This window comes from Gemella haemolysans (genome assembly GCF_028308085.1).
GTDB lineage: Bacteria > Bacillota > Bacilli > Staphylococcales > Gemellaceae > Gemella > Gemella haemolysans_D.
On sequence record NZ_JAQMFS010000098.1, the window covers coordinates 1 to 14390 of the forward strand.

A 14390-nucleotide genomic window follows, 5' to 3' on the forward strand; every position below is an offset into this window, starting at 1 on the left:
TGCTATGCTCGCATACACTAAAATCTTGACGAAAGGAGTAGCAAGTTGTCAGCTTACGAAATTGTACAGACGATTATTGGAATAAATCTATTGATTGTTTCAGTAGTTAGTGCATGTATTGTAGCATTAAAAAAAGACAATAAAAAATAACCATCTTTATGCTTTGGCAGGCTAGATGGTTATAAAATACCTAAACTAGAGCCACCGTCTTTAAAACGGCTCTCTCTTTTATGACTATATTTTAACATAGATGAAGTAGAAAAGCAAAAATTTTGAAATATTGATCTTTCTATAATTTTTCAAATTGTTTGCATATCAAATACCCTTATTCTAGAATTTTTCACCCATTAAAAATATTCCATACAAAAAAGCTAGGAAAAATTCCTAGCTTAACGTTCACATTTGAAATATAGGTAGTGAATCACCTTCCTTTATACTACTATATTTCTACTAGAAAATCAATTTTTTATATTTCGTTTTAGACCTTTTACTTCTTTAATACTCCCCTACAACCTTATATTTTCTCAGTATATATTTTAATTGTTCACCTGTAACATCTTCGTATTTATAATCTATATTTTCAACTGCTAGATAATTCAATACTTTTCTAATACTAACATATCCTTTTTTAGCCACTACGATATGATCTAGCATTTCTATACCAACTATTTCACCAACTTCCATTAGATTTATCGTCGTTTTAATATCTTCTATAGAAGGTGTTGCATCTCCACTTGGGTGATTATGCACACAGACAATGCTTGAAGCACTATTTTTTATCGCTAGTTTAAATACTTCCCTTGGATGCACCACCGACATAGATAAGCTACCTTTGAATACTTCTCTTTTTTCGATTATTTTACCTTTCGTATCAATATCTAATACTACGAAGACTTCTTGTGTTAAATTCTCTAAAGATGATTTTAGATAATTGGCTATTGACTGTGGGCTATCACACTTCACATCTAGGACATTCGTCGCATATATTCTTCTTGCAAATTCTATGTTAGCAAGAATATGTATCGCCTTTTCCTGACCTATCCCCTTATGTTTCATAAGTTCTGTTAAAGTTGTATCTCTTAACTTCGTAATACCACCCATATCTTTTAGAATCATGTCGGAAAGCTCAATTACATTTTGATTTTTTGTCCCTGTTCTTAATAATATTGCTAGAATCTCTTTATCACTGAGAGCTAAAGCCCCTAATTTTTTAAATTTCTCCCTCGGACGATCTTCCTCATTAAACTCTTTAATAGTATATGCTACCATAATAATCCCTCCCTTATTAATATTATTGTTAAATAACTAAGCGCTATGAATGGTACTAGTGGTAGTTTCGTTTTTCTTTTAACTTTTTTCAAAATAATTAACCAAATGGCGAAGAATCCTGCATATAAAAATGTGAAAATTAACAAATACACTCCTTCAAATAAGTTTAAATTTAAAGCTAATACACAAAAAACTTTTATATCGCCATAACCTAAACCACCTCTTGTAAAAATATATAGTATATGAAAGATAATAATAAGATAAATAAAATCTAAAAAATTGAATAAATAATAGTGTATATATATAGAAGAAAAATTTAATATAATTAGAAGATAAAACAACTCATCATTAACTTCAAATGATTTTATATCTTCTATTCCTAAAAAAATGAGAATAATAAATATACTAACTTCAAGATAACTAATAAAAACAAAATGATTTTGGAAAATAATAAATAATACTATAGTAATAAAAGTAAAAATTTCGTATAAAAATACATCTAATGGAATTTTTTGATTACAGTAACTACATCGTCCTTTTTTATATAAATAGCTAAAAATGGGAATTAAGTCCATACCCCTTAATTCTTTCTGACAACTAGAACAACAACTTCGTCTAAATAGGAACTCTCTCTTATTCTCACTATCTACTAAACACTTAATGGCACTAGCAAAAATTAGACTTAATATGATAATAAAAATATAACTTTCCATAAGTATCTCCCCCTACTGTATAACCCTTCAATTATATTCTATCACAATTATATATACAGAACTACATTTATCATTGTTGTATATATAATCACCTAATAATATTTTCTCATTTTTCCTATACAAAGAATTAACTTATATTACAATAGGATTTTATTTCTATTCAAATTATTTTCAATATATTTTAAACTTTTTTCATCTTATACTAATAATAAACTAATATCATGATGATATCTATTTTCAAAAGAATTTACATTTTTTCATTTTTGTAGTATAATATTGTTTATAGTTTTCCGAAGGCAAGATTTCTGCCTTAAGGAAAGTAGTTTTATATTCTTATTCTACACTATTATTTTTAGAGAAGGTGATTAAATGATTTTTAAAAATTTTTTAAGAAAGAGTCAAGAAGAGTTAGAAGCAGCAAATCAGCTCTCTCTTCAAGAAATAAATAACACAGTTGATGTTCCTAAAGAGGGTAGTTTTTTAAAAAAGGTTCTAGCATATAGTGGGCCTGGAGCTTTAGTAGCTGTTGGTTACATGGATCCTGGTAACTGGATTACCTCTATCGCTGGTGGGGCTCAATATGCATATAGTTTACTATTCGTGATACTTATATCGAATCTTATCGCGATGTTACTTCAATCAATGTCTGTAAGATTAGGGATTGTAACAGGTATGGACCTAGCTCAAGCAACTAGAAAACATACTGGTAAGAAACTAGGTGTTGTCCTTTGGATTATTACCGAACTAGCTATTATGGCTACTGATATTGCAGAAATTATCGGAAGTGCCGTAGCTTTAAAATTGTTATTCGGTATTCCATTACTATTAGGAGTTATAATAACTATCTTCGATGTATTTTTACTATTATTATTAGCGCATTTTGGATTTAGAAAAATTGAGGCAATTGTGGCTGCACTTATTTTTACAATTCTTATAATATTCTTCTATGAAGTTTTATTATCTAATCCTAATACCGGAGAATTAATTAAAGGATTTATTCCAAACAAAGAAGTAATTAGTAATAAAGGCGCATTATTTATCGCCCTTGGTATCGTAGGTGCAACAGTTATGCCACATAATTTATACCTACATTCTTCTATTGTTCAAGCAAGACGATACGATAGAAAAGATAATAAAGTTAAAAGAGAAGCAATTCGATTTTCTACAATAGATTCTAATATTCAACTTACTATTGCATTCGTAGTAAACTGTCTACTATTAGTTCTTGGGGCAGCATTATTCCATGGTCATGGTGACAGCCTTGGACGTTTTACAGATTTATACAATGCTTTACAAGATAGTAATATTGTTGGATCTATTGCTTCGCCACTTCTTAGTATATTATTCGCAGTTGCTCTTTTAGCATCTGGACAAAATTCTACTATTACTGGTACATTATCAGGGCAAATAGTTATGGAAGGTTTCATCCATTTAAGGCTTCCTATGTGGCTTAGAAGAATGTTAACACGTGTAATTGCAGTATTACCTGTTGTTATCTGTTTAATAATTTTCGGAGATAGCGAACAAGCAATAGAAAGCTTACTAATTTATACACAAGTATTCTTAAGTATTGCTCTTCCAATATCAATTATCCCACTAACACTTTATACATCAAATAAAAAACTTATGGGAGAATTTGTTATTAAACCATGGATGAAGATTCTTGCATGGATCTGTACAGTAATATTAATAATCTTAAATTTCTGGTTGATAATATCAACATTCATATAAACTAATCGGACTGATTTTTGTCAGTCCGTTTTTTTATTTTCCATTATATAGATTAAATTCACACTTTCTTTACTTTAAATAAACAAAAAAACAGCTCTTACGAACTGCTTTTTTATTTATTTAATGAAATTATTTAACAGGTAATACTGCTCCATTCCATTTTTCTTTAATGAATTTTTGAGTATCTTCAGATTTTAAAGCTGCAACAAGTTTTTTAACAACAAGTTTGTCTTTATCACCTTCACGAACAACGACGATGTTAGCATATGGGTTATCATCTGTAGCTTTTTCTACTAAAACTGGTTCAGTTGCTGCATTTAATCCTGCGTCAACAGCAAAGTTAGCGTTGATTGAAACTAGGTCACCTTCACCATTTTGGTAGAATTTAACCATTAATGCTGGATCATTTTCGTAGCTAAATTGTAATTTTTTAGGGTTTTCAGCGATATCATCAAAAGTAGCTGTTACTGGATCTACACCATCTTTAACTTTTACTAATCCTTCAGAAGCTAGTAATTTAATTACGCGTCCCCATTCAGATTTGTTGTTACTTACTAATACTTTAGCACCTTCTTTAAGGTCTTTAACGTTTTTAACTTTTTTAGAGTATAATCCGATTGGCTCTAAGTGAATTGCACCAGCATCTTCAATTTTGTATCCATTTTCTTTAATAGCATTTTTTAAGAATGGTACGTGTTGGAAGTAGTTAATATCGATATCTTTATCGTTTAACGTTTTGTTTGGTACGTAGTAGTCTTGGTATGTAACGATGTCTAATTTGATTCCTTCTTTTTCAAGTTGAGGAGCAACGTGCTCTAATAATACAGCGTGAGGTACGTTAGTAGCTCCAACTTTTACTGTTACAGGTTTACTAGGATCTAGTTTATCAACATCGATACCTTTTTTCTCAGTTTTTGATGCGCTTGAGCATCCAATTAATACGATTCCAAGTATAAAACTTGTTACTAAAAATAATAATTTCTTCATTATATAATTTTCTCCTTTTGATTTTTTTATTATTAATATTTAGGTTTTGTGAATTTTATGTAAAAAAAATCACCCTTACTCTCCTAAGAGAATAAGGGCGAAAACTAATTTCACGGTACCACCTTACTTTTTCGTAAACTACGAACTTTACCACTACATCGTCTATGCATCTAGAATATATCCGAGATAGTGTGCGTTTGTAACGTAACGCCTACGAAAAAAGCTTGTGTTTTAAAACTCACTTTTTTTACCATTCAAACCATTTTCCTCTATCCTCTGCATTGTGTGCTTTCACCCATCCACACTCTCTGTAAAAGTTCCTATAAAGTACTTATTTGAATATTGGTAATTTTTAACTTGACTCTATGTTATCATTCAGAACTAAAAATGTCAACACTTTTTTTAAAAAAGTTTTTTGAAAATTCATGAATATTTACTTTTTCATTTACATAATAAACAATTTTTAATTAAGGTTATTAGTTTTCAACCATTTCTCTATTGCTTCTACAGTTTTGTCTCTAAATTTCGGAGCTTCATACATATGATCTGAACCTTGTAATATTGTTAATGTAGCGTCTTTATATTTTTTTGCTGTTGCTTTTGCTATATTTGGATGTACCATTTTATCTTCACTTCCAGTTATTACTAATACAGGCTCAGTTACTATTTCAAAATCAATATATGCACCTTTTTGCTTATCTAAAAAAGGTAATGCCATTTGGAAGTACGTAAATCCAGATTCTGGAACTAATTTAGAAAATTCTCTTTCCTTATCCGCTTCATCTTGATTATTCATACAATAATCATAGAAGGCATGTTTATAAGGTGGCATAGATTTTTTCCAGAACCCCCAACGTAGAAAATGTTTATAGAAACAAATTACCATACTTGGGTAAAAAGCGAAAATTCCTGCCGCTGGTGCAGTCCCCATTAAAATAAGCCCCTTAGTCTTTGTCTTCATAGCAACTTTCTGTGCAAGAAGCCCTCCTAACGAGTGCCCCAATACAATCGGAGCTTCATCTAGCGTTTCTATTAGATCTACAATATCATCAGCAAATTCATCTAAACTAACATCTGCTACCTTTTTTTCGACTTCTTCATAAGGTAAATCATGATATCTTAATGTTGGAGTATATACATTTAAACCTAATTTTTGCAGGTCATCTGCGAATTCTCCCCACACAGTTCCATCACACCATGTACCATGTATCAATACTATATTCGTCATAAAAATTCCTCCTATCAATATTTAGTATTCTTTTTTTCACACTAATTATATAACTTATCAATTTATTTATCAATTGATAATGTAAAAAGAGCAGAATAAAAAACCGGTAAAAATTTTTTCTTCTACTCTTAGTACCATCACTTAAAAAGTATCAAGCGATGATTTTCCTTTGGAGGGCTAATTTTAAAATTGTTCGTTCATTTCACGAACTGTTTTTTCAATATTATCTGAATATGAAATTGCTGAAATAATAGATACACCATCGACATTTGTTTTCATAACATCTTTAATATGTTGTGTCTGAATACCACCGATTGCTACTAATGGCATCTGAGGCAATAATTTTCTCATTAATTCTAGTCCTTCATATCCTATTGCACCACCTGCATCATCTTTTGATTGTGTGACATATACAGGTCCTACACCAACATAATCTACATATTCAACTTTTGATTGTTTAAGTTCTTCTTCATTTCCTATAGAAAGACCGATTATTTTATTTGGCATCAATTTTCTAATTTCATCAACACCAAGGTCATCTTGTCCTACATGAACCCCATCAGCATCAATTTCTAATGCCAACTCTATATCATCATTTACGATAAACGGTACATTGTATTTTTTACATAAATCCTGGATTTTTACTGCTAATTCCAGTTTTTCTTTACCTTCTAAAGCACCTTTACCTTTTTCTCGAAATTGAAATAAAGTTATACCACCTTTTAAAGCATCTTCAACAACTGTATATAAATCCTTACCTAAGCAAGTAGTCGTTCCACAAATAAAATATAATTTTAATAGTTCTTTATTAAACATCTTATTTCACCTTTTTAAATGTTTCTATATCTTTATCAGTAACTTCATATAACGTATTAATAAATTCAACTTTAAATGTTCCTGGTAGATGTCCATTAGGACGCTTTTCTGCCATTTCCCCGGCAATATTATATGCTAACATTGCTGTTTCTAATGATTTCAATTCTTGTCCTTTTTCTAGTCCTATAAAGCTCGCTAATACTGCTCCTAATAAGCACCCTGTTCCAATAACTTTCGGCATCATTGCACTTCCGTTATGGATAGTTACTACCTCACCGTTAACAGCAATAGCATCAACTTCTCCAGTCACTATTATAGGAATATTAAATTTCTCATTTGCTGCTAAGGCAATTTCATCAATATTATCTACCCCTGCACTGTCTACTCCCTTAGAAGCTACATTTATTCCAACTAAAGAAGCAATCTCTCCAGCATTTCCTCTTATAGCTGCTAGTTTGTAATTGTTTATTAAATCATCTGATACTTTTTTTCTATATGCTCCGGCTCCACATGCTACAGGGTCTAATACTGCAGGAACATTATACTTCTCAGCAATTTTCAATGCTTCTTGGTATAATTTCCAAGTTTCATCAGTTAATGTACCTATATTTATTAATAATCCTCCAGCATATTTTAATAAATCTTCTAAATCTTTTGGATATTCACTCATCGCTGGTGATGCTCCCAGTGCTACTAATCCATTTGCTGTGAAATTTTTTACTACATCATTAGTAATGCAGATCACTAATGGTGCTTTCTCTTTTAATAATTTTAAACTTGTCATATTTATAAATCCCCTTTAAATGCTATATGATTCACAGGTCCATTTCCATGGCCTATCTCTGGTGTATATTTTATCGCTGCGGTAATAAATTTTTTCCCGATATCTACAGCTTCAACTATACTTTTTCCCTTTGCTAATTCAGCGGTAATAACAGCTGAAAATGTACATCCTGTTCCATGTGTATGATTAGTTTTAAATCTTTCACTAGTCCATACTTTCTTAGTTCCATCATTTAAGAATAAATAATCTTTCGCTTCACCTGTTAAATGTCCACCTTTTATAACTACAGACTTACATCCAACTTCATCGATAATAAACTTCCCTGCACGATTAACATCATCTTCAGTTACTATTTTAAAATCGACTATTTCTTCTGCTTCAGGTACATTCGGTGTAATAATAGTGGCTAGTGGTAGTATCTCTTCTTTTAAATGTTTTCTAGCAACATCATCTATCAATTTATCCCCACTTGTCGCAACCATTACTGGATCAACAACATAAGGAACATCTTTTGGTAAATACTTCTTAATCAGCTTCATCATGTCAGCATTTGCAATCATTCCAGTTTTTATACTATTAGGTGTTATATCATCAAAGACACTTTTTAATTGAGCTTCTAGTATTTCTAAGTCTAGGTTTCTAATCATTTGAACACCTAGAGTGTTTTGTGCAACAACACTAGTAACTACAGCCATCCCATACACTTCACGAGCCTGGAAACTTTTCAGGTCAGCCATAATTCCAGCCCCACCAGTTGGATCCGTTCCTGCAATAGTTAAAGCAATATTAAGTTTACTCATATCCTACACCTCAAATCCCCAATTTTCTTGCGTATAAGCCATATTAAAGAAGCGTCGTTCATGTTCACAACTTTCTAAAAAGTTTTTAATTAATCGTTGTTTTCCTTCCTCACTCATAAATTCTGCTTCACGATTAATTATTTTATGATACTCAGAAAGTACTTCGTCAACTAAACCATCAGCATAAAACTCTACCCAGAATTTTAATGGATGATCTTCAGCTAAATTATGATTAGCTAAAATTTTTCTTGCAACCATTTGATAAATCCATGGACATGGTGCCATAGCACTTAACGCTTCTGCCATACCAAAAGCAAATACATTATAATACATATGTTTTATATAATGATCTGCAGATGGATACCACTCTCCACCTTTTATTATTTCTTGATAGTCTCTCCCTACATAATCTGCTAAATTTTTATGTGCAGCAATTTCTTCATTCAATACAAAATTAATTTGATCTAAGAAAAAGTTTTTCTCAACTTTATCATTACTTTTCGCTAAAAGCATTGCATAGATGTCGCTGAAATTTTCTAAATATAGAGCATCAGCTTTTAAATAATGTTCCACAGCTTCCTTAGATAAATCAGCACGAATCAAACCTTGAATAAAGCCATCATTATATATCTTGTCAACAATCGGCAATGCCTTCTCTTCCATAATTTCAGTAATAAGTTTCATAGGTATATCCCCCTAGTATTATATATATTTAGTATAAAATATCACCACTTTAGGAAAAGAAAAAATCCCCTACTAACGCAGGAGATTTATGTAAATTTATGTACTTATAGTATATTTTACTCTTTTAAAAAATAAACCTATTTCATATCATTTCACATTTCCTCCGCTAGTATTATCTAGATCAGGTCAAAGGGTCTAACTATGTTATCTCAGCCAAAAGGCTCCCCCAGTGGTTATATTTCATTAACTTTTTAAATCGTAACACATAAAATTACAAATGTCAATAAATTGGTTTAAGGGCTTACAATACTCTATTTGCATTATTTCGCATTCTAAATCAAAATATTTTATAATAATATCTTTTTATATCTCAAACTTAACATCTTTATTTTTATGGCGAAAGTGTGAACGAATAATGAAGTTTTATTGTAAAATTCGACTATTTTAGGTTGTAAATGAAATTAGTTATCACTTTTTTCTTTATTAATTAACCTCTTTGTATTATAATAGTAATAATAATTTTCACAATCACAAAATATAATTTTTAAGGAGAAATTTCTATAATTATGAAAAATACAACATTATTAAAAGTTCTTTCTGCTTCTGCAATTTTCACTGCAATCGCAGCTATAGAATCCTATGACCATAATGCATTCGCTACAGAAGTTACAGCAACTGCTAATAATACTCAAAGCGATGTAGAAACAAAAACAGTACCACAAGACGTTAAGAACTTACCAGATGGTACATACGAATTAAAAAAAGTAGGCGATGTAAAAGCTCTGAACTTCTCGCAAGAAGATAAAGAATCAATGGCTGCTGCTGGATTAGATACTGAAAAAACAAAGCTAGTCGTTAAAAATGGACAATACTCTGTTAATGTCTCTTTTAAACCAATTGAAAAAATAGGCTTTAAGGGATATTTAGGAGATTTAAAATATTATGACGGTGATAAAACTCATGCTAATCGTTCAGAAATAAAAGATAGTGAATTTAAAGATACAACTATCGTTGAAAATTATTCAGAAAATGAAAAAGATGCATCTATAGATACTTTCAAAAAAAAATTCCCTGGACGTACAGTTTATCCTAAAACTTTATCTTATAATGTAGATAAAAATAAAATCGATGCTAACAATAAACTAGAAACATTCACTCAAGTATTCGTACCGGTTATGGAGTCTATATTCCCAGGGGCAGGTACTCAACGTATGATTCTAAATTACGATCTAAGTTCTTTAGCTACAAAAACTATAACTGTACCTAAAGTAGATACAGAAAAACTAGCTAAAGAAAAAGCTGAAAAAGAACGTATTGAAGCTGAAAGATTAGCTAAAGAAAAGGCTGAAAAAGAACGTATCGAAAGAGAAAGACTAGCTAAAGAAAAAACTGAAAAAGAACGTATTGAAGCTGAAAGACTGGCTAAAGAAAAAGCTGAAAAAGAACGTATTGAAAGAGAAAGATTAGCTAAAGAAAAAGCTGAAAAAGAACGTATTGAAGCTGAAAGACTAGCTAAAGAAAAAGCTGAAAAAGAACGTATCGAAAGAGAAAGACTAGCTAAAGAAAAAGCTGAAAAAGAACGTATCGAAGCTGAAAGACTAGCTAAAGAAAAAGCCGAAAAAGAACGTATTGAAGCTGAAAGACTAGCTAAAGAAAAAGCTGAAAAAGAACGCCTTGAGAAAGAAAAACCAATCGTTACTGCTAAAGGTGAAGCGGCAATACTAAAAGTAACTGAGTTTGACTTAGAAGGATATATTAAAAATCACCAAGGTCCTATTACTGCTAAAGGCGAAGCAGCAATCTTAGATAAACCTGAATTTGATTTAGAAGAATATATTAGAAGTCAAAAAGGATCTGTAGGTGAAGTTCCTTCAAATGCTAAAGTTCCTTATAATTCTAAAGAAGAATTCACTAACAAAAACAAAGAAAATGCTGACTTTAAAGATTCTACAGATGTAAAAGATTCACAAGATAAAAAAGAAACTACTTCTACTCCTAAACCACTTATTAACGATATATTTGGTCAATCTGAGGTTAAAGATACTTTTGTAGCTACTCCAGTAAGCAATAAAGAAAATACTAAAAACACTTTAGATATTAAAAAATCATTAGCAAACACTGGTACAACAGCGGCAACTACAGGTTTCTTCGGATTAATTACATTACTTACTGCTTTTGTATTACGTAGAAAAGTTAATAAATAATAATCATTATCAAAATGAGTTTGGAATTTCTCCAAGCTCATTTCTTTTTAAATTGTGTCAGAATTGTGACTTATCTTTGAATCTTTAAAGAAAAAAACGTCTATTTTTGACGTTAAATGATACTAATTATCATTTTTTTCTTTATTTTTTAGTGCTTTTGTATTATAATAGTGATAACGATTTAATATCTAAATAATGATTTAATATCTAATAATATATAAAATAAAGGAGAAAATTCCTAATATGAAAAATACAACATTATTAAAAGTTTTGTCAGCAACTGCTATCTTTTCTGCTGTTGCAGCAATTGAAGCATATGATCAAGACAATTTTGCATTCGCTGCAGATGAGACACCTGTAGTAACAAACGCTACAACGGCTCCTGCTACGAATTCATCAAACACTGTAAAACCTACTGGAACACCAGCTACTCCAGCTGCAAGCTCTACTACAGCACCTGCTACTACTCCAGCTACAGCAACACCTGCACCTGTAACACCTAAAGCTGAAGAACCAGCTACTGTAGCTCAAGATGTTAAAGCTTTAAAAGATGGAGAATATAAGATTACTGCTGAAGCCTTAAAATTCCATGAAGAAGGTAACCCTTCTATGGCCGCAGCTGCAATCGACAATGAAAAAACAAAATTAATTGTAAAAAATGGAGAATACTCTGTAAATGTTTCATTTAAACCTATCACATTTGGTGGATTTACAGGTTACTTAGGAGACTTAAAATACTATGATGGAGATAAGACTCACGCAAATCGTAAAGAAATTAAAGATCATGAGTTTAAAGACTCAACTATAGTTGAAAATTATGGTACTAATGAGACTGACAACTTCATTGAGGCTTATAAGAAAAAATTCCCTAATCGTACTGTTTACCCTAAAACTGTTAATTACCATGTAGATAAAAATAAAATCGATTCAAATAATAAACTAGAAACATATACTGAAGTGTTTGTTCCTGTTATGGCTTCAATTAATCCAGCTTTCGGAACTCAAAAAATGACTTTAAAATTTGATTTATCATCTTTAGCTAGAAAAAAAGTAACAGCTGACAACTATGAAGCTGCAACTTATGAAAATCCTAACAAAGACGTTGAATACAAAGGAACTATTAAAAAAGACTTCCCTATTCACGTTCAAGGACATTTAAGAAATGCTAACAACAATGATGAAGAATCGTTATACGGTTCTGCATTAGATAGTTATGTTAAAGTTGAAAAAGTTGGAGACAAATATAAATATACTCTAAGATTCAAAAAAGGTCTTGCGGATGTAGGTGGAGAATTCTACCCATTCGAATTACACAAAGTAGCATACCAAGGTAAAGATATTCCATTAACTACTTTAGCATCAAACGGTAACTCTTCAGTAAAAGAAGGATCAATCACTACTGATAAACTGCTAGAAAAAATTCAATTAGATGGTACTGCTCCTTATCCTAACGGTGCTTTAATGTCACACTTCGTTACATTAAAATTATACTATGAAACAGCTACTGACTATAAAGAACGACCTGTAAAATTGGAAGATGTAGTTGCACCTGCTAAACCTAAACCGGTTAAACCTACACCAACAAAACCAAAAGAAGAACCTAAACCAGCTACACCAACAGCTGCTGATCATACTGTTGATGCTGATAAAGTTCCTAATACTTTCCCTACTACAGTAAAAGCTGAATTAAATGGTAGAACAACTGGTACTGCTTCAATCTATGAAAACTCATTTGTTAAAGATGTAAAAGTAGAAAAAGTTGGAGATAAATATCAATATACTATCCAAGTTAAAGAAGGAAAATCTACTAACTTCTTATTACGTAATAAACCTTTCACAGTTTCTAAACTTACATACAAAGGAAATGAAGTTAACTTTACTGAAGTTGATGCAGCTACTAAACTAAAAGAAGGTAAAATCTTAACTGATTCTCTTCTAGACAAAATCCAAGTAGATACTGTATTCAATGTTCAAACAAAAGGTGGAGCTAAACCTAGATATGAAGAAAGATCTGCTGAGAGTACAATATCATTAGATTTCCCTAAAGTGGAAAAACCTAAAGAAGTTACACCAGCCAAACCTTCAGTACCTGATCACGAAGTTGACGCTGATAAAGTTCCTACTACATTCCCTGCTACTCTTAAAGGTGAATTAAATGGTAGAACAACTAATTCAAGTTCAATCTACGAAGATGCGTTCGTTAAAGATGTAAAAGTAGAAAAAGTTGGAGATAAATACCAATATACTATTCAAGTTAAAGAAGGAAAATCTTCTACTTACTTACTACGTAATAAACCATTTACAGTTTCTAAACTTACATATAAAGGAAATGAAGTTAACTTTACTGAAGTTGATGCAGCAACTAAACTAAAAGAAGGTAAGATCTTAACTGATTCTCTTCTAGATAAAATCCAAGTTGATACTGTAATTAGCGTCCAAACTAAAGGTGGAGCTAAACCTAGATTTGAAGAACGTGCTGCTGAAAGTACAATAGCTTTAGACTTCTCTACTGTAGAAAAAGCTAAAGAAGAAGCTGCTAATAATCTAGTGCCAGCCAAAATTAATAATGCTCATATTGCTAATAAACCTTCAATGGCAAACGATGCATTAGTACCTGAAAAAACTCGTGTAGAGAAAGTAAATGATGCTTATCATTACTATCTAACATTCAAAGACTTACGTTTTGGAGCTCAAATAGGAACTGTAGATACTTTATCAGTTGGTAATACTGCCGCTGAAAGAACTGACCTTGGTGGTGAAGGACATGAAAAAGTATTCCACTTCACAAGTCCAGACAAACTAACAGAAAAAACTATTACATTCTCTGTATTAGTAGATGGAAAACCTTTAAGAGGACATTCAAATGTTGCAGCAACGCTTAAATTTAACTGGGATGCTGCTACTCCATTAACAGCTAATCAAGTAACTTCATTACACAATGATGAGACTACTAAAGCTCAAGCTGAAAAAGAAAGACTTGAAAGAGAAAAAGCTGAAGCTGATCGTCTTGAAAAAGAAAGATTAGATAAAGAAGCTGCTGCTGCTAAAGCTCAAGCTGAAAAAGAAAAATTAGAAAGAGAAAAAGCTGAAGCTGATCGTCTTGAAAAAGAAAGATTAGACAAAGAAGCTGCTGCTAAAGCTCAAGCTGAAAAAGAAAAACTTGAAAAAGAAAAA

Annotated in this window: 12 protein-coding genes and 1 riboswitch; of the genes, 4 read left to right on the forward strand and 8 right to left on the reverse strand. The window is 31.2% G+C overall.

Annotation, left to right across the window (positions count from 1 at the left end):
• Window positions 1–45: 45 nt before the first annotated feature.
• Window positions 46–150 (forward strand): putative holin-like toxin, encoded by a 105-nt coding sequence (locus PNO30_RS08110; protein ID WP_081450717.1) that lies wholly within the window; start codon window positions 46–48, stop codon window positions 148–150.
• A gap of 345 nt (window positions 151–495) precedes the next feature.
• On the opposite strand, the gene radC is transcribed toward PNO30_RS08110, so the two are convergent.
• Window positions 496–1269 carry a RadC family protein gene (gene radC, locus PNO30_RS08115; protein WP_204641390.1) on the reverse strand — a complete coding sequence of 258 codons (774 nt, stop codon included), beginning with the start codon at window positions 1267–1269 and terminating at the stop codon, window positions 496–498.
• Entirely contained in the window at window positions 1263–1982 is a 720-nt protein-coding gene (locus tag PNO30_RS08120; protein ID WP_003146717.1) for a prepilin peptidase, read from the reverse strand. Before PNO30_RS08120 ends, radC begins: the two co-directional genes overlap by 7 nt.
• 369 nt (window positions 1983–2351) lie before the next feature.
• Between PNO30_RS08120 and PNO30_RS08125 the strand changes: the two genes are divergently transcribed.
• Window positions 2352–3713 carry an Nramp family divalent metal transporter gene (locus tag PNO30_RS08125; RefSeq protein ID WP_271987943.1) on the forward strand — a complete coding sequence of 454 codons (1362 nt, stop codon included), beginning with the start codon at window positions 2352–2354 and terminating at the stop codon, window positions 3711–3713.
• A gap of 129 nt (window positions 3714–3842) precedes the next feature.
• Here PNO30_RS08125 and PNO30_RS08130 read toward each other — a convergent pair whose 3' ends face one another.
• From PNO30_RS08130 to tenA, 6 genes are all read right to left on the reverse strand, one after another.
• Window positions 3843–4700, reverse strand: a complete 858-nt coding sequence (locus PNO30_RS08130; protein WP_003146719.1) for a MetQ/NlpA family ABC transporter substrate-binding protein — start codon at window positions 4698–4700, stop codon at window positions 3843–3845.
• Between the two features lie 463 nt (window positions 4701–5163).
• Window positions 5164–5928, reverse strand: coding sequence for an alpha/beta fold hydrolase (locus PNO30_RS08135; RefSeq protein WP_271987945.1), 765 nt, complete (start codon window positions 5926–5928; stop codon window positions 5164–5166).
• A 183-nt stretch (window positions 5929–6111) separates the two neighbouring features.
• Window positions 6112–6744, reverse strand: a complete 633-nt coding sequence (gene thiE / locus PNO30_RS08140; protein ID WP_271987948.1) for a thiamine phosphate synthase — start codon at window positions 6742–6744, stop codon at window positions 6112–6114.
• Window position 6745: 1 nt separating this feature from the next.
• Window positions 6746–7528, reverse strand: a complete 783-nt coding sequence (thiM, locus tag PNO30_RS08145) for a hydroxyethylthiazole kinase (protein ID WP_271987950.1) — start codon at window positions 7526–7528, stop codon at window positions 6746–6748.
• A 2-nt stretch (window positions 7529–7530) separates the two neighbouring features.
• Complete coding sequence (gene thiD / locus PNO30_RS08150; RefSeq protein WP_271964539.1) at window positions 7531–8328, reverse strand: bifunctional hydroxymethylpyrimidine kinase/phosphomethylpyrimidine kinase; 798 nt, start codon at window positions 8326–8328, stop codon at window positions 7531–7533.
• A 3-nt stretch (window positions 8329–8331) separates the two neighbouring features.
• A complete protein-coding gene (tenA, locus tag PNO30_RS08155) occupies window positions 8332–9012 on the reverse strand; it encodes a thiaminase II (protein WP_271987952.1) in 681 nt (226 codons plus the stop codon).
• Window positions 9013–9152: 140 nt separating this feature from the next.
• Window positions 9153–9250: riboswitch (TPP riboswitch) on the reverse strand.
• A 328-nt stretch (window positions 9251–9578) separates the two neighbouring features.
• On the opposite strand from tenA, the gene PNO30_RS08160 reads away from it, so the two are divergent.
• On the forward strand, window positions 9579–11216 hold the full coding sequence (locus tag PNO30_RS08160; RefSeq protein WP_271987954.1) for a hypothetical protein: 1638 nt from the start codon (window positions 9579–9581) through the stop codon (window positions 11214–11216).
• A gap of 243 nt (window positions 11217–11459) precedes the next feature.
• Window positions 11460–14390 (forward strand): NEAT domain-containing protein (locus PNO30_RS08165; RefSeq protein WP_271987956.1); only part of this gene is annotated, 2931 nt, incomplete at its 3' end.

Bases quoted from the DNA above. Each gene is read 5' to 3' on its own strand.
- radC (WP_204641390.1), bottom strand. From the start codon at position 1,269: ATGGTAGCATATACTATTAAAGAGTTTAATGAGGAAGATCGTCCGAGG.
- PNO30_RS08120 (WP_003146717.1), bottom strand. From the start codon at position 1,982: ATGGAAAGTTATATTTTTATTATCATATTAAGTCTAATTTTTGCTAGT.
- PNO30_RS08125 (WP_271987943.1), top strand. From the start codon at position 2,352: ATGATTTTTAAAAATTTTTTAAGAAAGAGTCAAGAAGAGTTAGAAGCA.
- PNO30_RS08130 (WP_003146719.1), bottom strand. From the start codon at position 4,700: ATGAAGAAATTATTATTTTTAGTAACAAGTTTTATACTTGGAATCGTA.
- PNO30_RS08135 (WP_271987945.1), bottom strand. From the start codon at position 5,928: ATGACGAATATAGTATTGATACATGGTACATGGTGTGATGGAACTGTG.
- thiE (WP_271987948.1), bottom strand. From the start codon at position 6,744: ATGTTTAATAAAGAACTATTAAAATTATATTTTATTTGTGGAACGACT.
- thiM (WP_271987950.1), bottom strand. From the start codon at position 7,528: ATGACAAGTTTAAAATTATTAAAAGAGAAAGCACCATTAGTGATCTGC.
- thiD (WP_271964539.1), bottom strand. From the start codon at position 8,328: ATGAGTAAACTTAATATTGCTTTAACTATTGCAGGAACGGATCCAACT.
- tenA (WP_271987952.1), bottom strand. From the start codon at position 9,012: ATGAAACTTATTACTGAAATTATGGAAGAGAAGGCATTGCCGATTGTT.
- PNO30_RS08160 (WP_271987954.1), top strand. From the start codon at position 9,579: ATGAAAAATACAACATTATTAAAAGTTCTTTCTGCTTCTGCAATTTTC.